Here is a 25,488-nt window from a genome sequence, read left to right as displayed (position 1 = left end):
GCCATCGGGTCAGGTACCAGCCATGCCCTCTCTTAGGACAGGGCCGCATGCCTGATGAGAGGCGGATAAAGCACAATGCGTGACATGCCACCCGTTCAGAAGAACCAGCATGGCTGAAAAAGCCTGTCTTGCGGCGAAGTTGTAGAATCGCAGCGAACCCACAGCCGAAAGGCCACCATGAACGATTACGCCGCCCCCAAAACGCTGCACATCGCCCGCAAGCTGCTGTCACTACTAGGAAAAATCCAGATCACCGATGACGACGACAATGTCGTGTACGAAGCTGCCGCCCAGTGGCGCTGGTTCATCCGTCCATGGCGCATCACGCAAGACGGCTGCGAAGTGGCGGTGGTCAGGCGCAAATTCCTGTCATTCGCCCCCACCTGGTACGTGCATACCAATGACGAAAATTTCGAGCTGCGCGGCAAGCTGTGGAGCTGGCGGCGGCAAGTGGCCGTCGTGGGTGGACGCTTTGACGGCGCTATCTTGCGCGGCGGCTTGTGGGATATGGGTTTCGAGCTGTCACGCCACGGTCAGGTCATGGCCAGGGCGCAGGCCAAGATCATGACCTTGCGGACGCGGCACAGCATCGAGTTACTCGATGCCTCGCCGCAGGCGGAGTTGTTGACGGTGATATTGATGACGACGCTGGTGGAGCAGAAGAGCGAGAAGAGCAGCTTGGGGGCGGCGGCGGATCCGTCGCCGCATGGGTAAAGCAGACCTACTATCTTATCGAAAGCGTAATCTATTTTTTACAAATAGCCGGCTTTTTGGAAATAATAGGTGACGTTATGCCTAAGCCACCGACAATTTCTATTTCCCAACTCGGTCAGGACGCTACAACGCTGGAGGTTCAGCTAAAGGACGCGCGTTTGCGCCGTCATCTTTCGGCTGAAACTGTCGCATCCCGAGCTGGTATTAGCCGCCATACCTTATCGAGAATCAAGTTGGGAAGTAGCTCGGTTACGATGGGGAATTGTTTTCACTTATTCGCGGTGCTGGGATTGGAGAAGGATATCCACGACGTGGCGCGAGATAATATTGTCGGGCGGCGTCTGCAGGATGCGGGATGCGGGATGGTTGCAGCGGCGCCGGGCGCGGAGGCAAACCGCTGCCTCAATAGAAGAAAAGTAAAACTGACAAGCGTTGATAAAATCTGCTAATCAAGGGCCTTTCCTAGCAACAGTTCCAGATAAATCCCCTCGTCTTCGATGCGACTCTTGAATTGCTCGTTTATAAAATGTGGAATTGGGTGTAATACCCCGTTCGAGTCCCGGATCCGCTTACTTCCGCTGTCATCAAACGATCCCAACTGATGGACGTCAAATTTATTTTCAATGGCTGCTTGGAAGCTGCTCACCTGAGACTTGTTGACTACAAAAGCAACAGCCCAATCACCGGCAGCAAGTGCAAAGCGCCAGCCTGGAGCACCTGTAACCGAGGCTGCCTCAGCAACAAGTGCATGCAGCGGCAACCGTGCTTCGTTTAAAGTGATGCCGATGTCTACGCCGCAAAAAATATCAATGGCCTCAGCTAAACCGTCACTAAGATCGCACGCGGCCACGATGGCTTCGTCTTTGCGTAATAACTCACCTTCCTTGATGCGAGCAGTTGGCAAAGTTAAAACTTGAGTGAAGCGGTCATTCCCCGCACCATGGCCTTGTTGTTTTCGCATTAGAGTGAGGGCGGCAGCAAATCCGCCCAAAGAACCCGCAACAAACAAAGCATCTCCCAATCCCGCTTTGGCCCTACCTAGGCGTCGTTGCTTTTCAACGATACCCCATGCTGCACCTACTATTTGAGCGCTAGAACCTTCCTTGGTATCGCCACCTAAGAATGCGATACCATGATCTATGCATGCCTCAGCGCAGCCTTCAACAATCGCCCGCGCATCGACAGCGGAAAATTCTCGGGGCAAAACCATAGATAGCATCATCGCCTTGGGTAACGCACCTACCGCTAGTAAGTCACTAACATTAGCTACAACTGCTAAACGTCCCCAAGTATTATATGTACCCAACCCATGGCGCAAGGCCACAGGATAAGGGGCTCGATCAATTTTCACCGCCAAGTTTTGAGCCAGCCCTACGTCGATAATACTGGCATCATGTCCGAAGCCATTGACGAAGGACGGGTCCACCGCAAGTTGCGGCAATAAGCTTGAAAGGAAAGCCTTTTCACCAATATCAGTTAGCCGTACCATTATCCCTCCACTCTTGATTCAGGTTTTGCTTGCTGCCCCTGTGACTTTCCTTTTGGATCTAGCTCTTGGTTTATTCTCAACTTCACAGCATCCAAGGCGTCTTTGTATTCTTGCAACTGTTTTTTTTGCTCAGCGATCTCCGCTTTTTGTTCATTTACTCGATCGAGTATGTTCGTAAAAGAAAAAAATCCTGGTACCGCCAACACTGCCACAATCAGCCCTGCGAACAAAAACATTTGCCCGGTCATGACTTGTACTTGATTGTAAGCCGCTCTTGATTGACTCGCAATTTTGGACAAGCTACTCGTCAACGGTCGATCTATCTGCCCCCCAAGTGTTTGTACAGACCTATGCACTTTACTTAACGTAGTGTTGGATCGTAGTTCCAAGAACTCGATTGTTGCTACCCGCTCGCCCCTGCGCATAGAAATTGATTCAGATGAAAGATTATGTAACATAAAAATAGCACGGCCTTTATAACCCGGATCAAATGGGGGCTGAGAGGTCAAAACAAGCCCATCATAGATGTAAGACATGCGCAAAGAAACTCTAGCAGATATGCCTTTTGGAAGGTTAAGAGTTTCGGTTGATAGAATAAAGCATACTGCATGAGGTGGAATCCAAAAAGCTTGGGCGGGTTCTAGCTTTTCTGTGGTTAACTTAGTGCCGCTGAGATCCTGCCCTACATAGTATTCCTCTCCAATTGTGAGGTCATATGAACTTCCTCGTAAATTCTCTTTATCAAATGGCTCGATCAGTCTTGTGCTGGTTGGCACGCACAAAGACTCGATATCCTGGCTAGGTAGAAGCATTCAACCTCCCACAATGTCAGTTAGCACGGTCCTCACTAGATTCGGCGACACGCCGATTGCAGCCACACAATCTTCAGCACGAGCCGACGCTGATTTTAAAACAATTGCATCTTTAGAACGAATGCCCCACGCAGATAATGTTATTGTTTTTGAATCTATATTTCTTACGGTATGTAACTCATGCGACTTACGTTGATAAATTGCACCTTCTAAAAAAGTTACCTTACTCGTCTGAAATACATTAGTCATGCCATTTTTTTGTGCTATGTGTCGGCAGGCTCTCTCGTCAAAACGATAGCGAAATAGACTAAAATTAGCCCCTGGTTCCAGTTCATAACGGCTTTCTTCAATGCCACCTGAAACGACACGTGACATAAAATCAGCGCAATGGGAATGAATGTCTTCCAAAGCAATGGTGTTACTATCCCAGATATGTAGCCTTAGTGAGTGCCCACTTGGATCATTTCGAAGTGCAATTTTTAGAAATCCCAATTGATGCCTGTATGAGCTCCGTGCGATTTCCCTCAACCGCTGAGGATCTCTCAAAATTTTCTCAAGATAGGTCATCAGTAGCCCATTCGATGTATCGTTTACTACCGCTTGGATGAGCTGATCTGCGTTAGAATTGGTCTGCATAGATTTCACACGATGAAGGATAAAAATGGGACATTTTGGTTTTCTTGCTTTAGGCGTAAGTATGATTTTGGTCGCTGACATGGTGATTAAGAAGTTACAAGGGTACCGTGACCGAGTCATGGTGTTGCTTGCTTTGCTCCCATTGTGCTGCATAGGAACGGCCGTGCTTCTCAGTCCCTCCCTGCTTAACTCCAAATCCATTGACTATTTTCCGATTGGAATGTTGCTAACACTTTTCTGGCTAAACATTGAACCATCACTCCATAAGCTAAACAGAACGGACCATCTGCAAAATTCGATCATTATAGGCAAGTTACTTGTTACGCTAACTATCACGATTATACTTCTTCGACCTATTCTGCCATCATTCTGAAATTTAGGAATGCTAATTCGTGAATTTTTCGATTACATTGAGTCTCTGGGAGCGTTCTTAATATTCCCCGCCTCTTTCCAAGGGGAAAACGAAATAATCAAAGAAAAAGCCCACTCTCTACGGTAAAGAGTGGGCTTGAATCGACGGAAATACGTTTACTCTGAATTAGAACGGTATATCGTCATCCATATCCGAGAAATTCGGCGCCGGCTTTGGTGCCGGGCGTGGTGCCGGTGGCGCCATGGCCGGGCGTTGTTGCTGAGGTGCGGCCTGGCGCTGTGGTGGCGCGTCGTAACCGCCGCCGCCGCCATTGCCACCGCCGTAACCACCACCGCCGCCAGCGCCACCACCGTAGCCGCCGCCGTCGTCCATGCCGCCGGCGCCTTGACGGCCGCCCAGCATTTGCATGTTTTCAGCGACGATGTCGGTTGCGTACTTTTCGACGCCGTCTTTATCGGTGTACTTGCGGGTTTGCAGGCGGCCTTCGACGTAGATGGACGAGCCTTTTTTCAGGTACTGGCCAACGATTTCGGCCAGCTTGCCGAAGAACGAGATGCGGTGCCACTCGGTGGTCTCTTTTTGCTCACCGGTGTTGCGGTCTTTCGACTTGTATGAGGTCGCCACGGCAATGTTGGCGATTGCATCACCGCTAGGCATGTAGCGGATCTCCGGATCGCGACCCAGATTGCCGACGATGATGACTTTGTTGACTGATGCCATGAATAAAACTCCTGAGTAACAACGGCCGCGTGGGCAGGCTGTGTAGTGAAATCTAAACAGGGATTATAGACGAATGGGATGCCGAGCCACCACTTGCCCTACCAATTTTGGCTGCCGTACCCATGTAGCCTGTTCTGCGCCGAAGCCTGTTGAATCGACGCAAGCAAATACTGGTATTATATACAGTGTCAAGCCTCCCGCGCGTGATCCAGCGCAAGGACGGCGCATCTTTTCAAAGCCCGCTATGATGACGGGTTGATATCTAAGGGCTTACTCCATGGAACAGATCCGCATTCGCGGCGCACGTACGCACAACCTCAAAAACATCAGTCTCGACCTGCCGCGCAACCAGCTGGTCGTGATCACCGGGCTGTCCGGTTCCGGCAAATCGTCGCTGGCGTTCGACACCCTGTATGCCGAGGGCCAGCGCCGCTACGTGGAGTCGCTGTCGGCGTACGCGCGCCAGTTCCTGCAACTGATGGAAAAGCCCGATGTGGACCTGATCGAAGGCCTGTCGCCGGCCATCTCGATCGAACAGAAGGCCACGTCGCACAACCCGCGCTCCACCGTCGGCACGGTCACCGAGATTCACGATTACCTGCGCCTGCTGTACGCGCGCGTCGGTACACCGTACTGCATCAACCACCCGGACCAGGCGCTGGCCGCGCAGACCGTGTCGCAGATGGTCGATGCGGTGCTGGCCATGCCCGAGGGGACGAAATTGATGGTACTGGCGCCCGTGGTGGCCAACCGCAAGGGCGAGCATTCTGACCTGTTCGAGCAGATGCAGGCGCAGGGTTTTGTACGCTTCCGCGTGCAGAGCGGCACCCATGAAGCCAAGATCTACGAAGTGGACGAGCTGCCCAAACTGAAAAAAACCGAGAAGCACACGATCGACGTGGTGATCGACCGCGTGAAGGTCAACGCCGACATCAAGCAGCGCCTGGCCGAAAGCTTCGAGACCGCGCTGCGCCTGGCCGACGGCCGCGCCGTGGCGCTGGAAATGGACACCGCCGTCGAACACGTGTACTCGAACAAGTTCGCCTGCAACCAGTGCGGCTACTCGCTGCAAGAGCTGGAACCGCGCCTGTTCTCGTTCAATAACCCGATGGGCGCCTGCCCAGAGTGCGATGGCCTCGGCCACATCGAGTTCTTCGACCCGAAACGCATCGTCGCGTTCCCCAACCTGTCGCTCGCTTCCGGCGCCGTCAAGGGGTGGGACCGACGCAACCAGTTCTACTACCAGATGCTGTCCAACCTGGCCGCGTACTACGAGTTCGACCTCGACGTGCCGTTCGAGCAGTTGCCCAAGCCGGCGCAGGACGCGGTCCTAAACGGCTCGGGCAAGACCGCGATCCCGTTTACGTACGTGAATGAGCGCGGCCGCACCGTGGTCAAGGAGCACACCTTCGAAGGCGTGGTCAACAACCTGGCGCGCCGCTACCGCGAAACCGATTCGATGGCGGTCAAGGAAGAACTGGCCAAGTTCATCAACGAGAAAAAGTGTCCGTCGTGCGAGGGCGCGCGCCTGCGCATCGAGGCGCGCTTCGTGAAGGTCGGCACCGGCAAGCAGGAAAAGGCGATCTACGAGATCGCCGAGAAGCCGCTGCGCGAATCGCTGTCGTTCTTCGAGCAGTTGAAGCTCAAGGGCGCCAAGAAGGAAATCGCCGACCGCGTGGTCAAAGAAATCATCTCGCGTTTGCAGTTCCTCAATAACGTCGGCCTCGACTACCTGTCGCTCGACCGCAGCGCGGACACGCTGTCCGGCGGCGAGGCGCAACGTATCCGCCTGGCGTCGCAGATCGGTTCTGGCCTGACCGGTGTGATGTACGTGCTCGATGAACCATCGATCGGCCTGCACCAGCGCGACAACGACCGCCTGATCGACACCCTGCGCCACCTGCGCGATATCGGCAACAGCGTGCTGGTGGTGGAGCACGACGAAGACGCGATCCGCACCGCCGACTACATCGTCGATATGGGTCCCGGCGCCGGCGTGCATGGCGGCGAAGTAATTGCGGCCGGTTCGCTTAAGGACATCCTCAAGAATAAAAAATCGCTGACGGCGCAGTACCTGAACGGCACCCGCAAGATCGACGTGCCGGCCAAGCGCCACGAAGCCGATCCCGATCGCCAGCTGGTGATCGCTGGCGCCACCGGCAACAACCTGAAAAAGGTCAGCCTCAAGCTGCCGGTGGGCCTGATGACGTGCGTGACCGGCGTGTCCGGTTCCGGCAAATCGACGCTGATCAACGACACGCTGTTCCCGGCCCTCTCGCGCCACCTGTACGGTTCGCAGACCGAGCCGGCGCCGCACGATTCCATCGCCGGCCTGGAACACTTCGACAAGGTGATCTCGGTGGACCAGGCGCCGATCGGCCGCACGCCGCGCTCCAACCCGGCGACCTACACCGGGCTGTTTACGCCGATCCGCGACCTGTTCGCCACCGTGCCGACCGCGAAGGAACGCGGCTACAGCGCCGGGCGCTTCTCGTTCAACGTCAAGGGCGGCCGCTGCGAAGCGTGCCAGGGCGATGGCGTGATCAAGGTCGAGATGCACTTCCTGCCGGACGTGTATGTGCCGTGCGACGTCTGCCACGGCAAGCGCTATAACCGCGAAACGCTCGAAGTGCAGTACAAGGGCAAGAACATCACCGAAATCCTCGACATGACGGTGGAAGACGCGCACGAGTTCTTCAAGCCGGTGCCGGTCATCGCGCGCAAGCTGCATACGCTGCTGGACGTGGGCCTCGGCTACATCAAGCTGGGGCAAAGCGCGACCACGCTGTCCGGTGGCGAGGCGCAGCGCGTCAAACTGTCGCTGGAGTTGTCCAAGCGCGATACGGGCCGCACGCTGTACATCCTGGACGAGCCGACCACCGGCCTGCACTTCCACGATATCGATCTGCTGCTGAAGGTGATCCATCGCCTGCGCGACCAGGGCAACACGCTGGTCATCATCGAGCACAATCTCGACGTGATCAAGACGGCCGACTGGGTGGTGGACCTGGGGCCGGAAGGCGGTGCCGGTGGCGGCAAGATCATTGCCACCGGTACGCCGGAGGATGTGGCGGCCAATGCGAACAGCGTGACCGGCAAGTACCTCGGACCGTTGTTGAATTAAGCGCGTAAGCCAATGTGGGTGCCGGCAAGATTGGCGCCCTAAGATCCGTCATCCTCGCGAATGCGGGGATCCATAACCCGGTTAAGTTGTGTTGGCTGAATGCGAAGCTACCACGACGCACAGGCTCTATGGATCCCCGCGTGCGCGAGAATGACGGATTTGCGTTTACTGGCTGGCTACCACCTTCTTCTCCCCCGCCACCCACTCCTTGATATGCGTCTCCAGCACATCAAGCGGCAGCGCGCCTGCGCCCAGCACGTGGTCGTGGAATTTGCGGATGTCGAACCTGTCTCCCAGTTCCTTGCGCGCATAATCGCGCAGTTCCAGTATTTTTAACTGACCGATCTTGTAGCCCAGCGCCTGGCCCGGCCACACGATGTAGCGGTCGGTCTCGCTCTGCACATCCACTTCCTCGATCGCCGAGTGGGCATGGAAGAAGTCCACCACCTGCTGGCGGTTCCACTGCTTATAGTGCAGGCCCGTATCGACCACCAGCCGGATCGCGCGCAGCATCTCGTCCTGCAAGTGGCCGTAGTAGCTGTAAGGGTCCTTGTAAAAGCCCAGCTCTTCGCCCAGCCGTTCGGAATACAGCGCCCACCCTTCCACGTACGCCGTGTAGTTGCCCTGCTGGCGGAAGTCCGGCAAGCCGACGATTTCCTGGGCAATGCTGATCTGCATATGGTGTCCGGGCACGCCTTCGTGCAGCGCCGTGGTTTCGATGCCGATCACGGAGCGATCCTGGAAGTCCCCAGTGTTGACCATCACCCGGCCCGGGCGCTTGCCGTCCGGTGAACCCGGCAGGTACGACGCCGCCGCCGCGCCTTTTTCGCGGAAGCGTTCCACCTCGGTGATCTCCACTTTGGCCTTCGGCAGCACGCCGAACTGCTGCGGCAGTTGCGCATACATCTGGTCCGTGTACTTCTGATAGAGGTCGACGATATTCTGGCGCGAGGTCGGGCGCAGTGCCTTGTTTTCCTTGAGCGTCTTGTTGAACGACGCCAGGTCGCTGTAGCCGAGCTTTTGAGCCGTCGCCAGCATCTGCGCTTCGATGCGCGCCACCTCCGCCAGCCCCAGTTGGTGGATTTCTTCCGGCGTCATGTCGGTGGTGGTGGAAGCCTTGGCCTTGAAGGTGTAGCGCGCCGCGCCATCGGGCAGCGACCACATGCCCACGTCCTTGCGGCCGTGCGGCAGGTACTGGGTCTTGGTAAAGACAGCCAGTTTTTTATACGCGGGCGCCACGTCCTTTTTGATTGCGGCCAGAACCTGTTTGGTCAACCGCGCCTTGTCGGCGGCCGAGAAGGTCTTGGGGAATTTTTTCAGTGGCAGCGCATAGGGCGAATCGGCCGGCTTGTGCGCAGCCATGTCCTCGCACTGCTTGACGATCTGCGGAATCAGGAACTTGGGCGGCATCAGGCCGTCGGCCACGCCCTTCTGCATTTGCACGCGGTTTTCCTCGAACAGCCGGGGCACTGCCTGCAGGCGCAAGATGTAGTCGTCGTAGTCCTTCACCGTCTCGAAATTCCAGGCCGAGACGATCATCGGCAGGTCGATGTGGATGCCGGAGTTTTGCGCCAGCGGCATCTCCCAGTCCTTGAAGCGGGCGCCGTCCACGGTCTGGCGCAGCTGGCGCACCATCAGTTCCTTGTTCAACTGCTCCTGGCCGGGAAAGCCGGCGGTGTCGATCGCCTCGAAGCGCTGGAGGAAGTCGGCGCTGGCCTTGATGTCGGCCTCGATGCCCGCCTGCGAGAAGTCGGACAGCTTGTCGTTGTAGCGCTTGTCGCCCAGCATCGACGCCCATTCCGGGCTGTTGCGCATGGTGTAGTCCCACTGCTCCTTGATCAGGGAGTTCAGCGCCGCGCGGCGCGCTTCGAGGTCGGGTACGGCGGTATCGGCGTGGGCCACGCCCAGCATCAGGGCAAACAGCAAGGCGCTGGCGGCGCCCATTCGGGTCATTGCATTTGTCATGGTGGCAGGTCAAAAAAGGTGGAGCCTGCACTGTAAGCGAAGCCGGCCACTGCCAGTGACGCTTTGTGACAGGCTGCACGAATGCCGCCGTGAACTGCGTGCCGCTGCGCTGGGCCGGGGCGCTTGTTCAGACCAGTAGGTCGGCTACCTGGTGAAATACGCGCTTCGGCCCCTGTGCTACCAGCGCATCGACATGATTGAAACCCCACGCCACCGCGCCGAAATCGAGGCCCGCTTCCGCCGCCACACGCGCATCGCGGATCTCGTCGCCGATCAACAAGGTATCGGCTGCCGCGATGCCGGTGGCAGCGAGCACCTTGCGCACCTTGGGCAGCTTGCCGAACAGGCCAGCGCCGCACTCCACCTGGTCGAACAGCGCCAGCAACTCGGGGCCAAGGATGCGCTGCACGTTGGCGCGCGCATTCGAGGTGACGATGGTGAGCACCACGCCGCGCTCCTTCAACGTGCGCAGCGCCGCCTCGACGCCAGCGAACAGCGTGATCGAATGCGCCTCGTCGCCGATGCGGGTGCGCATGAAACGGGCGATGGCCGGGGTTTTCCAGAGCGGGATGTCGTGCAGCGCCATGATCTGGCGCGCATCGAGCCCGCGCAAAGCCTGGGCGTTGGCGCGGTCGAGCGGTTTGAACTTGTATTTGGCCGCCGCTTCGTCGAACACGCGTACGAAGCAGGGAAAGGTGTCGGCCAGGGTACCGTCGAAGTCGAAAATGATGAGCTTGCGGTTCACGTGGTCCTCGATGGCGTAGGAGTGGTCGGTTGAGCCGGTCAGCCGAGCCAGCATACACGAAAAAAAGCGGCGCATGTTTCCATGCGTCGCTTCCGTCTCCACCTCAGGCCGGCTTATTTTGCCAGGCGCTTCTCCAGCTCGGCTTTCACCGCCGTCAATTCTTGCGGCAGGTGGTAGGCCAGCTTGGTGAACAGTTCCTCGTGCAGTTTCAGTTCTTCGCGCCAGGCATCCTTGTCGATCGAGGTGATGGTCTCGAATTCTTCAGGCGTGAACGGCAGGCCGTCCCAGTGAATGTCGCCGTAGCGCGGGGTGGTGCCGAAGATGTTTTCGACGCCGCCGGCTTTGCCTTCGATACGCTCGAGCATCCACTTGAGCACGCGCATATTGTCGCCGAAGCCAGGCCAGACGAAATGACCCTGGTCGTCGGTGCGGAACCAGTTGACGCAGTAGATTTTCGGCAGGGTGGCGCCGTCGATCTTGCCCAGTTTTTCGCCCAGGTTGAGCCAGTGCTGGAAGTAGTCGCTCATGTTGTAGCCCATGAACGGCAGCATGGCGAACGGATCGCGGCGCACGATGCCCATCTGGCCGGCAGCAGCTGCCGTGGTTTCCGAACCCATGGTGGCGGCCATGTACACGCCTTCCACCCAGTTACGCGCTTCGGTGACCAGCGGCACGGTGGTCGAACGACGACCGCCGAAGATGAAGGCCGAGATCGGCACACCGGCAGGATCGTCCCAGGCCGCGTCGATGACGGGATTCTGGGTAGCGCCCACGGTAAAGCGCGCATTCGGGTGGGCAGCCTTGGTCCCGGACGCCGGGGTCCAGTCCTTGCCTTGCCAGTCCACCAGGTGATCGGGAGCCTGCTTGGTCAGGCCTTCCCACCAGACGTCGCCGTCGTCGGTCAGCGCGACGTTGGTGAAGATGGTGTTTTCACGCATGGAGGCCATGCAATTGAAGTTGGTTTTTTCGTTGGTGCCAGGGGCCACGCCGAAGTAACCGGCTTCCGGGTTGATCGCGTACAGGCGGCCATCGGCGCCCGGCTTGATCCAGGCGATGTCGTCGCCGATGGTGGTGACTTTCCAGCCGTCGAAAGTGCCTGGCGGGATCAGCATGGCGAAGTTGGTCTTGCCGCAGGCCGACGGGAAGGCGGCAGCCACATAGTGCTTCTTGCCTTCCGGCGATTCCACGCCCAGGATCAGCATGTGTTCGGCCAACCAGCCCATGCCATCCTTGGCCTGGTCCTGGTAACCCATGGTGGAAGCGATACGCAAAGCGAAGCATTTCTTACCCAGCAGCGCATTGCCGCCGTAGCCCGAACCGTACGACCAGATTTCGCGGGTTTCCGGGTAGTGGACGATGTACTTGGTGGCATTGCATGGCCAGGCCACGTCTTTCTGGCCGGCTGCCAGCGGTGCGCCGACGGTGTGTACGCATGGCACGAATTCGCCATCGGTGCCCAGCACGTCGTAGACGGCCTTGCCCATGCGGGTCATCACGCGCATGTTGACGGCCACGTACGGCGAGTCGGACAGTTCCACGCCGATGTGCGCGATCGGCGAACCCAACGGGCCCATCGAGAACGGCACGACGTACATGGTGCGGCCGATCATGGCGCCGTCGAACAGCGGGTTCAGGGTGGCGCGCATTTCGTCGGGCGCCATCCAGTTGTTGGTCGGGCCGGCTTCTTCCTTGGTGGCCGAGCAGATGTAGGTGCGGTCTTCCACGCGCGCCACGTCGGTCGGATCGGACAGGGCCAGGTAGGAGTTCGGACGCTTGGCTTCGTTGAGTTTTTTCATGGTGCCGGCGGCAACCATTTCCGCGCACAGGCGGTCGTACTCTTCTTGCGAGCCATCGCACCAGTAAATGCGGTCCGGCTTGGTCAGCGCGGCGATTTCCGTGACCCAATTGATCAGTTTTTGATGCTTGATGTAAGCTGGGACGTTCAGCGTTGCAACGCCACCCATGATGGGCTGATTCATACTACCTCCAATGCCAATTAAAATTCTTTCGGCAGGATCGTCGTCAATATCAGCTTGAATAAAGCTTGAATAGCCTGGCGCGCGGAAGCCCATCCGGGATGGGTCGGCGCCTCGGCGTACTCTACGGCGGTCTTGTCGTGGGACCAGGTTCTGCGAACCCGGCAGTGACAGCAAAATCGATGTTCGGCTGTTCATTTTTTGAGCGATTGTACACCGCTGGCCCCACGATTCAACAGAAATGTAGGAGAAATTGTTGACTAAAGTAGTAAGCTATTCAGCTTTTTGCAGCGCCCGTTATTCCGCTACGAATTTCAACCTAAGATCGGTTAACTGACATGAAAATCGCCATACTTGATGATTACCAGAACGCGAGCTCCGGAATAAAAAGTTATCAGATATTGAACGGACACGAGGTAAAAGTGTTCAACAATACAACACGCGGCCTCGGCCAGCTGGCAATCCGCCTGGCGCCGTTCGATGCCTTGGTGCTGATCCGCGAACGCACTGCACTCAACCGTGCGCTGCTGGCCAAGCTGCCCAATCTGAAACTCATTTCGCAGACCGGCAAGCTGGCCGGCCATGTCGATGTGGCGGCCGCGACCGAGCTGGGCATCGCGATTGCCGAGGGTGTCGGCTCCCCCACCGCACCGGCCGAGCTGACCTGGGCCCTGATCATGGCGGCAGCGCGCAAGATCGTGCCGTACGCGAACAACCTGCGCGACGGACTGTGGCAAACCGCTTCCGTCAATCCGCAATTGAACGGCCTGGGCTTCGTGCTCAAGGGCCGCAAGCTCGGTATCTGGGGCTATGGCAAGATCGGCCAGCTGGTGGCCGGCTATGGCCGCGCATTCGGCATGCAGGTGGTGGTGTGGGGCAGCGAGACCAGCCGCAACAAGGCAGTGGCCGATGGCTACGCGGCCGCCGCGTCACGCGAGGCGTTTTTTGCCGAGGCCGATGTGCTCAGCGTGCACCTGCGCCTGAACGACGCCACCCGTGGCATCGTCACCGCTGCCGACCTGGCGCGCATGCAGCCAACGGCGCTGTTCGTCAACACCAGCCGCGCCGAGCTGGTGGCCACCGGCGCGCTGGAACAAGCGCTGACACAAGGCCGGCCCGGCTATGCAGCGCTCGACGTATTCGAATCGGAACCGCTGGCGCCAACCAGCGCGCTGCTGCGCATTCCGACCGTGCTGGCCACGCCGCACCTCGGTTACGTGGAGCAGGACAGCTATGAGCTGTACTTCCGCCATGCATTCCAGAACATCGTCGATTTCGCGGCCGGAAAGTTCGATGCGATCAACAATCCCGATTTCCAGCACAACGCGCGCAAACTGTCGCCTTAGTTTCAGCCCGGTGGTGCACAAAGCGCCGCTTGCATGCCCCGGCAGCGGGGCCGGCGTTGCTCGTCAACGCAGGACGTGTCGTGCTTCTTTGCTGCGCCCTCGCTACCGGGACAGTTCTCAATCGGTTTCTTCCGGCAGGCCGGTCAGATTGACACGCGGCGCAGGCATCACATGCACCTTGCTCCACAAGCCGGCCCAGCCGGGCGGCCAGGTGATGTCCGGGCCGCTGTACGGCGGCAAGGTAGCGCGCACCGGGACCACCGGCACCGGCGGCATGTCGATCAGCGGTGCGCCTGCGGGACGTTGCATGTCCAGGCTGTACATATAGCCGGGCAGCAGCGCGTCGCACACGCTGGCGAACCAGGCGGTGTGGTCGTCGTCGCGGCCCAGTGCCTGCGCCAGTCCTTGCGGGTCGAATTTGGCCAGCGCGTGGATCAGCTCCTCGGTGGAGGCGCCCGGGTTGTCGCCCCACCCCATCACGGGATTGCTGTTGTAGTCGGCGCCGGAGCCGTACCAGCCTTCGCGCCACGAGCGCTGCATCCAGTCGCGCTTGCCGGTGAACAGGTGCCAGCGCCAGTGCAGGCCGGACGGCTTGGGCCACGCATACAAATACAGTTTCTGATAGCCGGCCTGGTGCAGCGCGCGCACCACGGCCATCAGCCGCGCGTGGGGCATGCGGTCGGGCGGCGCGCGGCGGAACAGGATCGCTTCGCCATCGGCGTACTGCACGGCGTCGGTCGATAAATTGAGGTCGAGCGTGCGCGCTTCGCTGCCGAAGCGCGCGGAAATCCAGCCGGTCAGCAAGTTGACGGCCGTGATCACGCCATAGCCGCGATGGCGGTGAAAAATGACAGTTCCGGGTGCAAGTGCTTTCATAGACTATCCACGAACAGGGGCCTCAGGAGGGGCCCGCAAACAGACAATATAGGCATAGTACGCCGATATTTCCAGTGCGAAGACGGCGGCTTCCGGATTCTTTTTGCGCAGCGGTTTGGGTTATGATGCAGATCATTTTTACTGAACCGAGCTTTCACCATGACCCTGCGCATCCTCGCCACCGGCGGCACTTTCGACAAACACTACAACGAACTGAACGGCACCCTGGGCTTCGCGGACAGCCATGTGCCCGCCCTGCTCGAGCGTTGCCGCCTGACGGTGGACGTGGCGCTGGAACAGTTGCCGCTGATGGATTCGCTCGACATGGTCGACGCCGACCGCGAACGCATCCTGGCCGCGTGCCGCGCCGCCACCGAAAAGGCGATCGTCATCATCCACGGTACCGACACCATGCCGCAAACGGCCGCCGTGCTGGGACCAGCCGAGCTGGGCCAGACCATCGTGCTGACCGGCGCGATGATTCCCTATTCGATTGCGAACTCGGATGCGATGTTCAATCTCGGCTTTGCCTGCGCCGTGGCGCAGACCCAGCCGCCGGGCGTGTACGTGGCAATGAACGGCAAGATTTTTGCCTGGGATAATGTGCAGAAAAACAAAGCGGCTGGGGTGTTCCAGCCGTTGTAGGTAAAACATGCTGTCTATGGGGTCCCCGCATGCGCGAGGACGACAGATTTTAAGCCGCTGGCACTTGAGCCGTCATCCCCGCGAACGCAGGGATCCATAGAACCCCGGGTTCATCGATGAAGCTTTAAGCCTTGGCTTCGCCGCCCAACGCTTCGACCACGTCGGCCATCATCTTGGCAAGCTCGCCCGTCATCAGCATGAAGTCGCCGTCAAAACGCTCTTCATCGTTGCGGGTGCTCGATTCCTTCTCGGCCAGCACGTCCAGCGCCTTGACGCTCTTGATCGCCAGCGATTCGGTCAGCACGAACGAGATCTTGCTGTCCCACGTCAGCGCCAGGCGGGTGCACTGCTTGCCCGCTTCGATGTGACGGCGCACTTCGGCCGGTTCCAGCGTGTGGCGCACGTAGCGCACGGCAGCCTTGCTCTCGCCCGTGGCGCGCAGCTCGGTGTCCATATCGACCGTGAAACCGGCCGGCGCCTCGTCCGTTTGCAGCCATTCGGTCATCACGCCCACCGGCGAGCGCTGCACGCGCAGGCTTTCCAGCGGCAGTTTATCGACCGCTTTCAACAGCAGCTTGATCACTTCGTCGGCCTTGGCCGGGCTGGCCGCATCGACCACCAGCCAGCCGTTGACCGGGTCGATCCAGGTCCAGACATTGCCACGGATCGAGAAGGCGCGCGGCAGCAGCTCGTCGGCCACGCGTTCTTTCAATTCCTTCATGGCTTTTTTGCCCGGAGCAAAGCCTTGCGCTTCTTCCATCTCGGCGGCGCGGGCCTTGGCCACCTGGTTGATCACGCTCGACGGCAGCAGTTTTTTCTCGGTGCCCAGCACGATCAGCATTTGCTTGTTGACCACGTGGACCAGGCCGCCGTTAGGACGCGGCTTGTCCCAGCCCTGGCGCAGCAGTTCGTTGCTGCTGGCAGGAACAAACGCGTGCGGTTCGAGCGCTGCTTCCAGTTGTTCGGGGGTGTAGGCCCACGGGGCCGGCAGACGATAAATCTGAAGATTCTTGAACCACATGAGTGTTGCCTTGTCCTGAATTGAATGTACCAAAAGAGCGCCATTTTACACGGTGATGGCGGCGCTGAACCGTTTATGAACTGAACAGGTCGCCCTGTACGGGGAGCGGCTTGTGCGCGGCTGCGCCCGGTACTTCGAGGGTGCTGGCGCGCACCCCGAGCAGGCGCAGCTTGCGTTGCAGCGGCACGCGTTTGAGGCACTCGCGCGCAGCCTGCAGGATGGCGGCCGCATCGGCCACCGGCGCGGGCACGGTGACGTTGCGGCTGACGATCTGGAAATCGTCGTAGCGCAGCTTGATGCTGATGGTGCGGCTTACGTAACCCTTGCGTTTCAGGTCTTCAGCCAGCCGGTCGCACAAGGTGACCAGGATGGCCGACAGCGTTTCGCGGTCCTGGCGCGCGTGCAAATCGCGCTCGAACGTGGTTTCGCGGCTCATCGATTTACTCATGGTGCGGTTGGCCACCACGCGCTGGTCGATGCCGTGGGCAGCTTGCGACAGCCAGGATGCGTAATGCGCACCGAAGTAATCCTGTAGCATCCCTTGATCGGCCCGCGCCAGCTGGCCGATGGTCTCGATGCCGAGCGACGCCAGCTTGGCCGTGGCCTTGGGGCCGATGCCGTTCACCTTGCGCACATTGAGCGGCCAGATGCGCTCCGGAATATCATCGAAACCAAGGATGGTGATGCCGTTGGGCTTGTTCAAGTCCGAGCAGATTTTCGACAGCAGTTTATTGGGCGTGATGCCGATCGAGCACGTCAACCCGGTGGCGTCGAACACGGCCTGCTTGATGCGCGCGGCCAGTGCATCGGTCTCGCCTTCCACATCGGTGAGGTCGATAAAAATCTCGTCGATGCCGCGATCCTCGATCTGCGGCGCAATCGCCGCCACCGCCTGCTTGAACAGCCGCGAATAGTGGCGATAGTCCTCGAAATTGGCGGGCAATAAAATCGCATCGGGCGCCAGCTTGGCCGCCTTCATCATGCCCATGGCGGAACCGACGCCAAACGCCCGCGCTTCATACGTGGCAGTGGTGATCACCCCGCGTCCGACGTAAGTGCGCAGGCGGGCGAACTGGTGGCTGCCATCGGCCAGCAACACCGGCGTGGCGTGGCGTCCACCGATCACCACCGGCTGACCGCGCAGTTCCGGGTAGCGCAACAACTCCACGGACGCGAAAAACGCATCCATGTCGAGGTGGGCGATCCGTCGTGGGGGTTCAACCATGCCGCTGCAAAGATTACTGTGAATACATACAGTATCTACGGAAACAGCGGCGGCTGCAACCCTATCGTGCCGAGGGTGCCTTCACCGCAACGACGACCAGCACCGCCCCCGCCACCAGGCTGGCCGCCAGCAGATAGATGCCGCTGGCCGTGCTGCTGGTCGCATCCTTGATCGCCCCCACCAGGTACGGGCTGACGAAACCGGCCAGGTTACCCAGCGAATTGATCATCGCAATCCCCGCCGCCGCTGCCGCGCCGCCGAGCATGGCCGTGGGCAGGCTCCAGAAAATCGGGAACGTGGACAGGATGCCGGCCGTGGCCAAGCTCAGGGCGGCCAGCGCGATCACCGTGTTGTCGCTGAAGGCGGTGGCGACGATCAGCCCCAGCGCACCGGCCACGCCGGCGCAGGCCGCGTGCCAGCGGCGTTCGCCGGTGCGGTCCGAGTGGCGGGCAGCGGCCACCATCACCACCGCAGCAACAAAATATGGAATCGCAGTGAGCAGGCCGATGTGGAACACGTCCGCCACGCCGCTGTTCTTGATCAGCTGCGGCAGCCAGAAGCTCACGCCATACAAGCCCATCACGAACAGGAAGTACACCAGCGCCAGCAGCCATACCTTGCCGCTCCTGAACACCTGCGCCAGCGGCAGGTGTTGCTGGCCCACGCGGTCCTCGGCGATGGCCGCTTCCAGCACGCGCTTGTCGTCGTCACTCAACCATTTGGCGTCGCGGATGCCGTCGTCGAGGTAGAACAGCGTCCAGATGCCGAGCAGCACCGACGGGATGCCTTCGAGCAGGAACAGCCACTGCCAGCCCGACAAACCATGCGCGCCATCGAACGCCTTCATGATCCAGCCCGACAGCGGGCCGCCCACCACGCCGGCAATCGCCACGCCGCTCATGAACAGCGCCACCATGCGCGCGCGGCGGTGCGCCGGGTACCAGTAGGTCAGGTACAGGATGATGCCGGGGAAGAAGCCCGCCTCGGCCGCGCCCAGCAGAAAGCGCAGCACGTAGAAGGTGGTCACGCTGTTGGTGAACATCATCGCCGACGAGATCAGGCCCCAGCTGATCATGATGCGCGCGATCCACAGGCGGGCGCCGGCGCGCGTCATCAGCAAATTCGACGGCACCTCGAAAAGGAAATAGCCGATAAAAAACATGCCGGCGCCGACGCCATAGACGGTATCGGAAAAGCGCAGGTCGGCCAGCATCTGCAACTTGGCGAAGCCCACGTTGACGCGGTCGAGATAGGCCGCCACGAAGCACAGGAACAGGAACGGCATCAGGCGCCAGCTTACGCGGCGGTACAGCGCGTTGTGGGCATGCGGATTGTCGGACATGATGGGATTCCCGGTAGTGAATGCGGCGGCGCCCATGATAGGGCCTTCCCCGGCAATTTTCTAAATAATTTATAAAACCCCTTGCGGACATGCGAAACGCCCCTGTAGAATACGGCCTCGTTCAGCAGTTGTGACAAACGCTGATAAGTTTTCTGGGTGCTTAGCTCAGTTGGTAGAGCGGCGCCCTTACAAGGCGTAGGTCGGGAGTTCGAGCCTCTCAGCACCCACCAGGAAAACTTAAAAAACGAATGGAGTGGTAGTTCAGTTGGTTAGAATACCGGCCTGTCACGCCGGGGGTCGCGGGTTCGAGTCCCGTCCACTCCGCCAACATTCCTTAAGGGCCCGAAGCGTTATGCGCTTCGGGCCCTTATTCATTTCCGCATCAGTTTCAGGCAATATGCTGGAACCCGATGAAGACGCTCCCCTATTCCTATCTGTCCTTCCGCCGCCGCCTGGCGCGCGCGGCGCTGGTGCAGTTTATTGCCAGCGTGGTCAACTCGCTTGAAATGGTGTTGCTCGCTTTCGCGCCCGTCATGCTGGGCCTGTTCGCGTGCATCGCCCTGCCCGGGCTGCTGGCGCCCACGCTGCCGTGGTTCGAGGCCCTTGGCCTGCTGGCCGCGCAAATACTGCTGGTGGCCGCACCCGTGTGGCTGCTGCGCCAGCGCCTGCATCCGCTGGACGTGGCGCGCTGGAGCCGGGCGCTGCCCATCTCGTCGCGCCAGCAGTGGCAGGCGGAAGCGTCGGTCGCCGGCCTGATCGTCGGACCGGTGGCGCTCGCGCACGCGGTATCGTGCGCGGTGTGGTGGTACCAGTGGCCCGATTGGCTGCGGCCCGTGGCGCCGCAGGCACTGGCGTGCGCGGTGCTGTCGTTGTTGCTGGGGTGGGTGTTGGCGACGGTGCTGCTGATGCGGCGGGCCCGGCCCGGTGCGCCGCGTGCTGCTGCCGTGGCCGTGGCCAGGGCGCCGGCGCATTACGCCGCGCCATCGCGGGCGCGCTTGCCTGCACTGGCGTACTGGCGCCAGTTGTTCTGGCTGCCATGCTGGCGCGGCGAAAGCGTGGTCGGCATCCAGCAGACCTGCCTCTTTCTCGGCGCCTTGCTCAGCCTTGGCCTGTGGCTGTGGCGCCCGCCGCTGGTGGCCTGGATGCCGCCAGCCGTGTGGGGCGCCGGCACCGCCATGCTGTTGATACTGCTGACCGATCGCGGTGACAAGGCCGTGGCGGAACAGATCGCGCGCCTGCGCCCGGTGGTGGCCCAATGGCCGCTGTCGATGGAACGCCTGTTTGTCAGCGCGATCGTGGCGGCCTTGTTGCCGGGCGCGGTAGTGATGGCGTGCTTCGCGGCGCTGGTGCTCGCTGCTGGTGCTGACGTTCCTGTCGCCGCTGCTGCTGGTACTGGCGCTGTCAATCTTGCTGGTGCTGCTGGTGCTGCAGGCCATGCGGTGGAGGCGCGCATGAGCGCGGGTGCAGCTGGCGCCATTAGCCATGGCGTGAGCCACACCGTGGCGCTGGTCTGGCTGGCCTGCGCCGGCGTGGCGCAACTGGCCATCGTCGGGCTGCGCACGCTCACTGCGCGCGGCCGGGTGGCGCTGGTCATCGGCGCCATCCTCATACTCACCGCCATCGGAAGCGAATTATGGAACTGACCGCCGTGCTGACCATCGAACAACTGAATTTCAACCACCCGGCCCGCGCGCTGTTTCGCAACTTCGATCTGCAACTGGGTACCGGTGTGACCTGGCTGCGCGGCGAAAACGGCGCCGGCAAGACCACGTTATTGAAGCTGGCTGGCGGCGCGCTCGATGCGCACGGCGGCAGCATCCGCCTCGACGGCATCGACATCGTGCAGCAACCACTGGCCTATCGCCTGCAGGCGTTTTACTGCGGTGGCGACCTGCCGCAACTCCCGTGGTTGACCGTGCGCGAACTGCTGGACCTGCACCTGTCGCTGTACCCGGCCACCGACGCCGCGCTGCTCGATGCGCAGGTGCAGGCGCTGCACCTGGGCGGCGCGCTCGAGCAGCCACTGACCACGCTGTCGCTGGGCCAGCACAAGAAGGTGCAACTGGCACTGGCCCTGGCGCTGCCGGTGCGCCTGTTGCTGATCGACGAACCGTTCAACGGCCTCGATGCCGATGCGATGGCCTGCCTGCGCCGCCAACTGGCCGATCCCGCACGGCTGGCGCGCCAGTGCATCGTGCTCACCAGCCACCTGGAACCGGAACTGCCGCTGGCGTGCACGCTGCAGTTGTAACGGCTGTGGCGCGGTGTACTACATCGCTAAAATATTTCACTCGAGACACTGCCAGAATGACAAACAATGCGGCAAACCGGCGACAATGGTGGCTTGCCTTCAGTTCGCTAGCGGAGTTTGTCCCGATGTTCGGTTTCCTCAAGTCCCCCACCCTGTCGCCGCGGCTGTTGCAGCTCAAGGCCTCGCCGCTGTTCAACACGCTCACGCCGCTCGAACTGCAATCGATCGATGGCCTGATCCATGAGCGCCGCTACCTGGCCGATGAAATCATTTTCGACGAGGGCGAGGAAGGCCAGGCGCTATACCTGGTCATCTCCGGCCGGGTGCTGATCAGCCGCCTGCACCATGGCGGCCGCGAACTGGTGGCCGAGCTGGAACCGGGCGACTTCTTCGGCGACATGGCCTTGCTCGACAACGCCCCGCGCAACGCCCAAACGCGCGCCATCGACAATTGCGAGCTGGCCGTGTTCTTCCGTGGCGACTTCATGGGCCTGATGGAAACCGATGCCGTCATCGGCTACAAGATCGCGCTGGCCCTGGCGCGCCACCTGGGCGGCCGCCTGCGCGAATGGATGGTGGGCGCCTCGCGCACCGAAGTGTTATGAGCGTACTGGCCACCCATCAGCGCGCCGGTCCGGTCGTCTGGATCGGCATCGTGGTCGCCACCTGCACGCTGCTGTTCCTGCTGCAGCAGATGCTGTTTCTGGCGATCCCGTTCCTGCTAGGCATCGTGCTGTACTACATCCTGCTGCCGCCCATGCGCAAGCTGCTGCGCATGGGCTTTAGCCACAGCGTGGCCGCGCTGCTGGTGGGGCTGCTGTTCGTGCTGGTCGTGGGACTGGTCGTGTTCCTGATCATGCTGTGGCGCTCGGCGCCGTCGGAATCGTGGCAGCATACCTTGTCCGTGTACCTGGCCGGCGGGCTCGATTTCGTGCGCCACACCACGCAGGCACTGGAGCAGCAGTTCCCGTTTCTCAAGCAGGTCAAGTTCGCACGCAACATCAACAACCGCCTGACGTCGTTTACCGGCGGCTTCGTGCAGAAGCACCTGACCGACATCCTGGTCTCGGTGGCGGCATGGCTGCCGTCGCTGCTGCTGGCACCGTTCCTGACGTTCTTCTTCCTGCGCGATGGCACGCGTTTCAAGAAATTTCTGGCGCGCGCGGTGCCGAACGCATTTTTCGAGCGCACCCTGTTCCTGCTGCACGAGGTGCACCAGACCGCGTACCGCTACTTCCAGGGCCTGCTCAAGCTCACCATTCTCGACACGGCCGTGCTGGCGCTGGGCCTGTGGGCGATCGGGGTCTCGTCGCCGCTGCTGCTGGGCTTTATGGCGGCGGTGCTGGCGTGGGTGCCGTACGTGGGCTCCATCGTCGGCTGCATGCTGGTGGTAATGGTGGCGTCCACCGACGCCCCCAACAACCCGATGGTGGCTTACCTGGCGATCGGCGTGTTCATCTTCGTGCGCCTGCTCGACGACTTCGTGTTCATGCCGCTCACGCTGGGCCGCAGCCTGCACATGCATCCGCTGATCACGGTCCTGATGATCTTCATCGGCGGCTCGGTGGCCGGCATTGCCGGCCTGATGCTGGTGCTGCCGCTGCTGGGCGTGGTCATGGTCATCGGCGAAACCCTGGGCCGCCTGATCACCGACCCGCGCCTGCGCGCCCGCCACAGCAACGCCATCCACCTGCGCACGCGGCAGGCCAGCATCGACCTCGTTTAACTTCGGGGTCAGTGCCGACATTTGGACACGGGCCCAACAGCCGTATGGCTTAGTTCGTGTCCGAATGTCGGCACTGACCCCGAAGTGGACCCCGAAGTGAAGCTTGAAGAAGCCACAAAAAAAGCCCGGTCAGCGAACTGACCGGGCTTTCCGTGGTGCGGGTGAGAATTAAGCGGTCAGCGCGTGCTTCTCGGCCGACTCTTCCACCACCTCGATATCCGAACGGATAAGGTGATCGAAGGCCGACAGCGCGGCTTTGGCGCCTTCGCCGGTGGCGATGATGATCTGCTTGTACGGTACCGTGGTGACGTCGCCGGCAGCGAACACGCCGGGGATCGAGGTCTGGCCGCGAGCGTCCACTTCGATCTCGCCGTGGCGCGACAAGGACACCGTGCCCTTGAGCCACTCGGTGTTCGGCACCAGGCCGATCTGCACGAATACGCCTTCCAGCTCGATCTTCTTCGCTTCGCCCGACACGCGGTCGTTGTACGACAGGCCGTTGACGATCTTGCCGTCGCCGTGCACTTCGGTCGTTTGCGCCGAGACGATCACCGTCACGTTCGGCAGGCTGCGCAGCTTGCGTTGCAGCACCGCGTCGGCGCGCAGTTCTGCGCCGTATTCGATCAGCGTGACGTGCTTGACCAGGCCGGCCAGGTCGATCGCCGCTTCCACGCCCGAGTTGCCGCCGCCGATCACCGCTACGCGCTTGCCCTTGAACAAAGGACCGTCGCAGTGCGGGCAGTAGGCAACACCCTTGTTGCGGTATTCCTTTTCGCCCGGCACGTTGATCTCCCTCCAGCGGGCGCCGGTGGCCAGGATCACGGTTTTGGCTTTCAGTACCGCGCCGCTGGCGGTCTGCACTTCCACCAGCTTGGCGCCTGGCACCAGTTTGGCGGCGCGCTGGGTGTTCATGATGTCGACGTCATACGACTTGACGTGCTGTTCCAGCGCCACGGCAAATTTCGGGCCGTCGGTTTCCTTGATAGAAATGAAGTTTTCAATCGCCATGGTGTCGAGCACCTGGCCGCCGAAACGCTCGGCCAATACGCCGGTGTTGATGCCTTTGCGGGCAGCGTAAATCGCTGCTGCCGCGCCGGCAGGACCGCCGCCGACGATCAGCACGTCGAACACGTCTTTTTTGCTCAGCTCGGCCGCCTGGCGCACGCCGGCATTGGTATCGAGCTTGGCGAGGATTTCCTCGACATTGGTGCGGCCCTGGCCGAAGTGCTGGCCGTTCAGGAACATCATCGGCACGGCCATGATTTGGCGCTCTTCCACTTCTTTCGGGAACACGCCGCCGTCGATGGTGGTGACCTTGATGCGCGGGTTAATCACCGACATGGCGTTCAGTGCCTGCACCACATCCGGGCAGTTATGGCAGGTCAGCGACATGAACGTTTCAAATTCGTAATCGCCGTCGAGATTGCGGATCTGCTCGATCGTGGCGTCGTCGAACTTGATGGTGTGGCCGCCCACTTGCAGCAGCGCCAGCACCAGCGAGGTGAATTCGTGGCCCATCGGGATCGCGGCAAAACGCACGCCGATCTCGGTGCCGGTACGGTTGATACTGAAGGATGGCAGGCGCACGCCTGCATCGACGCGTTCCACCAGCGTGATCTTGTCGCTCAACTCGGCGATGTCGAGGAGCAGTTCTTTCATCTCGCGGGCTTTGGCGCTGTCATCGAGAGAAGCGACCAGCTCAAGCGGATACACCACTTTTTCCAAGTAGGATTTCAGTTGCGATTTGAGGGTTGCGTCTAACATGATTTTTTCTTCCTTTACAAATATTTAGGCGTATGCCGGGCCGGACGCCCGGTCCGGCATCGCGGTAACTACTTGTTTATTGCTTTGTCGTTCAAGACTTAGATCTTGCCGACCAGGTCCAGCGATGGGGTCAGGGTTGCTGCGCCTTCGGTCCATTTGGCTGGGCAAACCTGGCCTGGGTGCTCGGCAACGTATTTCGCTGCCTTGACTTTGCGCAGCAGTTCCGATGCGTCGCGGCCGATGCCGTTGTCGTGCACTTCCATGACCTTGATCTGGCCTTCCGGATTGATCACGAAGGTGCCGCGCAGTGCCAGGCCTTCTTCTTCGATCATCACTTCGAAGTTACGCGACAGTTTGCCGGTTGGGTCGCCGATCAGTGGGTAGTTCACTTTCTTGATGGCGTCCGAGGTGTCGTGCCATGCCTTGTGAGCGAAGTGGGTGTCGGTCGATACGCCGTACACGTCCACGCCCAGCTTGGCGAATTCAGGTTGTTGCTCGGCCAGATCTTCCAGTTCGGTTGGGCACACGAAGGTGAAGTCGGCTGGGTAGAACATCAGGACGGCCCACTTGCCTTTCAGGGATTCGTCGCTGACTTCGATGAATTTACCGTCAACATAAGCGGTGGCATTGAATGGCTTGATTTGGGTATTGATCAGGGACATTGTGATTTCCTCGTTGGGTTGTGAATCATTGAGACGCCAGTGTATCGCCTTTTCCGCCATTTGCAAAATTGATTGT

General features: G+C 60.2%; 22 protein-coding genes and 2 tRNA genes. 11 read left to right on the top strand and 13 right to left on the bottom strand.

Translation table 11 applies throughout. The annotated features are described in order from the left end of the window. The first annotated feature begins 177 nt into the window (after positions 1-177). Together SR858_RS27330 and SR858_RS27325 are read left to right on the top strand one after the other, a co-directional pair. Positions 178-714, top strand: coding sequence for an LURP-one-related/scramblase family protein (locus SR858_RS27330; protein ID WP_019924544.1), 537 nt, complete (start codon positions 178-180; stop codon positions 712-714). Positions 715-791: 77 nt separating this feature from the next. After that, positions 792-1,163: a helix-turn-helix transcriptional regulator gene (locus SR858_RS27325; RefSeq protein ID WP_154820064.1), complete on the top strand. Its 372-nt coding sequence runs from the start codon at positions 792-794 to the stop codon at positions 1,161-1,163. Here SR858_RS27325 and SR858_RS27320 read toward each other — a convergent pair. From SR858_RS27320 to ssb, 4 genes are all read right to left on the bottom strand, one after another. Continuing rightward, positions 1,160-2,203 (bottom strand): thiamine-phosphate kinase, encoded by a 1,044-nt coding sequence (locus SR858_RS27320; protein ID WP_084670196.1) that lies wholly within the window; start codon positions 2,201-2,203, stop codon positions 1,160-1,162. The genes SR858_RS27325 and SR858_RS27320 overlap by 4 nt on opposite strands. Beyond that, entirely contained in the window at positions 2,203-3,015 is an 813-nt protein-coding gene (locus tag SR858_RS27315) for a dCTP deaminase domain-containing protein (RefSeq protein ID WP_154820065.1), read from the bottom strand. The genes SR858_RS27320 and SR858_RS27315 overlap by 1 nt, the downstream gene beginning before the upstream one ends. Then, entirely contained in the window at positions 3,016-3,732 is a 717-nt protein-coding gene (locus tag SR858_RS27310) for a hypothetical protein (RefSeq protein ID WP_154820066.1), read from the bottom strand. A gap of 457 nt (positions 3,733-4,189) precedes the next feature. After that, a complete protein-coding gene (gene ssb, locus SR858_RS27305) occupies positions 4,190-4,744 on the bottom strand; it encodes a single-stranded DNA-binding protein (RefSeq protein WP_019924547.1) in 555 nt (184 codons plus the stop codon). A gap of 277 nt (positions 4,745-5,021) precedes the next feature. On the opposite strand from ssb, the gene uvrA reads away from it, so the two are divergent. Further along, positions 5,022-7,868, top strand: a complete 2,847-nt coding sequence (gene uvrA / locus SR858_RS27300) for an excinuclease ABC subunit UvrA (protein WP_019924548.1) — start codon at positions 5,022-5,024, stop codon at positions 7,866-7,868. 165 nt (positions 7,869-8,033) lie between these two features. Here uvrA and SR858_RS27295 read toward each other — a convergent pair whose 3' ends face one another. The 3 genes from SR858_RS27295 to SR858_RS27285 form a co-directional block, all read right to left on the bottom strand. Next, a complete protein-coding gene (locus SR858_RS27295) occupies positions 8,034-9,821 on the bottom strand; it encodes a DUF885 domain-containing protein (RefSeq protein ID WP_322534196.1) in 1,788 nt (595 codons plus the stop codon). Between the two features lie 139 nt (positions 9,822-9,960). Further along, the gene (locus SR858_RS27290; protein WP_026637779.1) at positions 9,961-10,578 is read right to left on the bottom strand and encodes an HAD hydrolase-like protein; all 618 of its coding nucleotides are present in this window, start codon (positions 10,576-10,578) and stop codon (positions 9,961-9,963) included. Between the two features lie 113 nt (positions 10,579-10,691). After that, positions 10,692-12,557, bottom strand: a complete 1,866-nt coding sequence (locus SR858_RS27285) for a phosphoenolpyruvate carboxykinase (GTP) (RefSeq protein ID WP_019924551.1) — start codon at positions 12,555-12,557, stop codon at positions 10,692-10,694. Between the two features lie 335 nt (positions 12,558-12,892). Between SR858_RS27285 and SR858_RS27280 the strand changes: the two genes are divergently transcribed. After that, entirely contained in the window at positions 12,893-13,900 is a 1,008-nt protein-coding gene (locus SR858_RS27280; RefSeq protein WP_026637780.1) for a D-2-hydroxyacid dehydrogenase family protein, read from the top strand. Between the two features lie 117 nt (positions 13,901-14,017). Here SR858_RS27280 and SR858_RS27275 read toward each other — a convergent pair whose 3' ends face one another. Further along, entirely contained in the window at positions 14,018-14,776 is a 759-nt protein-coding gene (locus tag SR858_RS27275; RefSeq protein ID WP_019924553.1) for a hypothetical protein, read from the bottom strand. Between the two features lie 159 nt (positions 14,777-14,935). On the opposite strand from SR858_RS27275, the gene SR858_RS27270 reads away from it, so the two are divergent. Further along, positions 14,936-15,421: an asparaginase domain-containing protein gene (locus SR858_RS27270; protein WP_019924554.1), complete on the top strand. Its 486-nt coding sequence runs from the start codon at positions 14,936-14,938 to the stop codon at positions 15,419-15,421. 124 nt (positions 15,422-15,545) lie between these two features. On the opposite strand, the gene SR858_RS27265 is transcribed toward SR858_RS27270, so the two are convergent. The 3 genes from SR858_RS27265 to SR858_RS27255 form a co-directional block, all read right to left on the bottom strand. Next, positions 15,546-16,442: a recombination-associated protein RdgC gene (locus tag SR858_RS27265; protein ID WP_019924555.1), complete on the bottom strand. Its 897-nt coding sequence runs from the start codon at positions 16,440-16,442 to the stop codon at positions 15,546-15,548. A 73-nt stretch (positions 16,443-16,515) separates the two neighbouring features. Next, positions 16,516-17,667: a DNA polymerase IV gene (gene dinB, locus SR858_RS27260; RefSeq protein WP_026637781.1), complete on the bottom strand. Its 1,152-nt coding sequence runs from the start codon at positions 17,665-17,667 to the stop codon at positions 16,516-16,518. A gap of 61 nt (positions 17,668-17,728) precedes the next feature. Further along, a complete protein-coding gene (locus tag SR858_RS27255) occupies positions 17,729-19,009 on the bottom strand; it encodes an MFS transporter (RefSeq protein ID WP_040378185.1) in 1,281 nt (426 codons plus the stop codon). A 154-nt stretch (positions 19,010-19,163) separates the two neighbouring features. Here SR858_RS27255 and SR858_RS27250 point away from each other — a divergent pair. The 6 genes from SR858_RS27250 (at position 19,164) to SR858_RS27225 (ending at position 22,986) form a co-directional block, all read left to right on the top strand. Beyond that, positions 19,164-19,239, top strand: a tRNA-Val gene (locus tag SR858_RS27250). 20 nt (positions 19,240-19,259) lie between these two features. Further along, positions 19,260-19,336 (top strand) — tRNA-Asp (locus SR858_RS27245). Positions 19,337-19,419: 83 nt separating this feature from the next. Further along, the gene (locus SR858_RS27240; RefSeq protein ID WP_019924558.1) at positions 19,420-20,652 is read left to right on the top strand and encodes a hypothetical protein; all 1,233 of its coding nucleotides are present in this window, start codon (positions 19,420-19,422) and stop codon (positions 20,650-20,652) included. Continuing rightward, on the top strand, positions 20,643-21,260 hold the full coding sequence (locus SR858_RS27235) for an ABC transporter ATP-binding protein (RefSeq protein ID WP_019924559.1): 618 nt from the start codon (positions 20,643-20,645) through the stop codon (positions 21,258-21,260). Before SR858_RS27240 ends, SR858_RS27235 begins: the two co-directional genes overlap by 10 nt. Before the next feature lie 125 nt (positions 21,261-21,385). Then, entirely contained in the window at positions 21,386-21,865 is a 480-nt protein-coding gene (locus SR858_RS27230) for a cyclic nucleotide-binding domain-containing protein (protein WP_019924560.1), read from the top strand. Then, complete coding sequence (locus tag SR858_RS27225; RefSeq protein WP_019924561.1) at positions 21,862-22,986, top strand: AI-2E family transporter; 1,125 nt, start codon at positions 21,862-21,864, stop codon at positions 22,984-22,986. The genes SR858_RS27230 and SR858_RS27225 overlap by 4 nt, the downstream gene beginning before the upstream one ends. A gap of 168 nt (positions 22,987-23,154) precedes the next feature. Here the strand turns inward: SR858_RS27225 and ahpF are convergent, their stop codons facing one another. Then, positions 23,155-24,750, bottom strand: a complete 1,596-nt coding sequence (ahpF, locus tag SR858_RS27220; protein ID WP_019924562.1) for an alkyl hydroperoxide reductase subunit F — start codon at positions 24,748-24,750, stop codon at positions 23,155-23,157. A gap of 98 nt (positions 24,751-24,848) precedes the next feature. Next, positions 24,849-25,412 (bottom strand): alkyl hydroperoxide reductase subunit C, encoded by a 564-nt coding sequence (ahpC, locus tag SR858_RS27215; protein ID WP_019924563.1) that lies wholly within the window; start codon positions 25,410-25,412, stop codon positions 24,849-24,851. Positions 25,413-25,488 lie beyond the last annotated feature (76 nt).

It is taken from the genome of Duganella zoogloeoides (assembly GCF_034479515.1).
Taxonomy (GTDB): domain Bacteria; phylum Pseudomonadota; class Gammaproteobacteria; order Burkholderiales; family Burkholderiaceae_D; genus Rugamonas; species Rugamonas zoogloeoides.
The sequence above is the reverse complement of the archived record's forward strand: the minus strand, read 5'-3'. Positions and strand labels throughout refer to the sequence as shown.

What these genes read in the sequence shown, in the direction of transcription:
- uvrA (WP_019924548.1), top strand. Translation starts at nt 5,022, where the DNA reads ATGGAACAGATCCGCATTCGCGGCGCACGTACGCACAACCTCAAAAAC.
- ahpF (WP_019924562.1), bottom strand. Translation starts at nt 24,750, where the DNA reads ATGTTAGACGCAACCCTCAAATCGCAACTGAAATCCTACTTGGAAAAA.
- SR858_RS27230 (WP_019924560.1), top strand. Translation starts at nt 21,386, where the DNA reads ATGTTCGGTTTCCTCAAGTCCCCCACCCTGTCGCCGCGGCTGTTGCAG.
- ahpC (WP_019924563.1), bottom strand. Translation starts at nt 25,412, where the DNA reads ATGTCCCTGATCAATACCCAAATCAAGCCATTCAATGCCACCGCTTAT.
- SR858_RS27285 (WP_019924551.1), bottom strand. Translation starts at nt 12,557, where the DNA reads ATGAATCAGCCCATCATGGGTGGCGTTGCAACGCTGAACGTCCCAGCT.
- SR858_RS27240 (WP_019924558.1), top strand. Translation starts at nt 19,420, where the DNA reads ATGAAGACGCTCCCCTATTCCTATCTGTCCTTCCGCCGCCGCCTGGCG.
- SR858_RS27255 (WP_040378185.1), bottom strand. Translation starts at nt 19,009, where the DNA reads ATGTCCGACAATCCGCATGCCCACAACGCGCTGTACCGCCGCGTAAGC.
- SR858_RS27225 (WP_019924561.1), top strand. Translation starts at nt 21,862, where the DNA reads ATGAGCGTACTGGCCACCCATCAGCGCGCCGGTCCGGTCGTCTGGATC.
- SR858_RS27310 (WP_154820066.1), bottom strand. Translation starts at nt 3,732, where the DNA reads ATGTCAGCGACCAAAATCATACTTACGCCTAAAGCAAGAAAACCAAAA.
- SR858_RS27265 (WP_019924555.1), bottom strand. Translation starts at nt 16,442, where the DNA reads ATGTGGTTCAAGAATCTTCAGATTTATCGTCTGCCGGCCCCGTGGGCC.
- SR858_RS27270 (WP_019924554.1), top strand. Translation starts at nt 14,936, where the DNA reads ATGACCCTGCGCATCCTCGCCACCGGCGGCACTTTCGACAAACACTAC.
- SR858_RS27280 (WP_026637780.1), top strand. Translation starts at nt 12,893, where the DNA reads ATGAAAATCGCCATACTTGATGATTACCAGAACGCGAGCTCCGGAATA.
- SR858_RS27275 (WP_019924553.1), bottom strand. Translation starts at nt 14,776, where the DNA reads ATGAAAGCACTTGCACCCGGAACTGTCATTTTTCACCGCCATCGCGGC.
- SR858_RS27235 (WP_019924559.1), top strand. Translation starts at nt 20,643, where the DNA reads ATGGAACTGACCGCCGTGCTGACCATCGAACAACTGAATTTCAACCAC.
- SR858_RS27315 (WP_154820065.1), bottom strand. Translation starts at nt 3,015, where the DNA reads ATGCTTCTACCTAGCCAGGATATCGAGTCTTTGTGCGTGCCAACCAGC.
- dinB (WP_026637781.1), bottom strand. Translation starts at nt 17,667, where the DNA reads ATGGTTGAACCCCCACGACGGATCGCCCACCTCGACATGGATGCGTTT.
- SR858_RS27330 (WP_019924544.1), top strand. Translation starts at nt 178, where the DNA reads ATGAACGATTACGCCGCCCCCAAAACGCTGCACATCGCCCGCAAGCTG.
- ssb (WP_019924547.1), bottom strand. Translation starts at nt 4,744, where the DNA reads ATGGCATCAGTCAACAAAGTCATCATCGTCGGCAATCTGGGTCGCGAT.
- SR858_RS27295 (WP_322534196.1), bottom strand. Translation starts at nt 9,821, where the DNA reads ATGACCCGAATGGGCGCCGCCAGCGCCTTGCTGTTTGCCCTGATGCTG.
- SR858_RS27325 (WP_154820064.1), top strand. Translation starts at nt 792, where the DNA reads ATGCCTAAGCCACCGACAATTTCTATTTCCCAACTCGGTCAGGACGCT.
- SR858_RS27320 (WP_084670196.1), bottom strand. Translation starts at nt 2,203, where the DNA reads ATGGTACGGCTAACTGATATTGGTGAAAAGGCTTTCCTTTCAAGCTTA.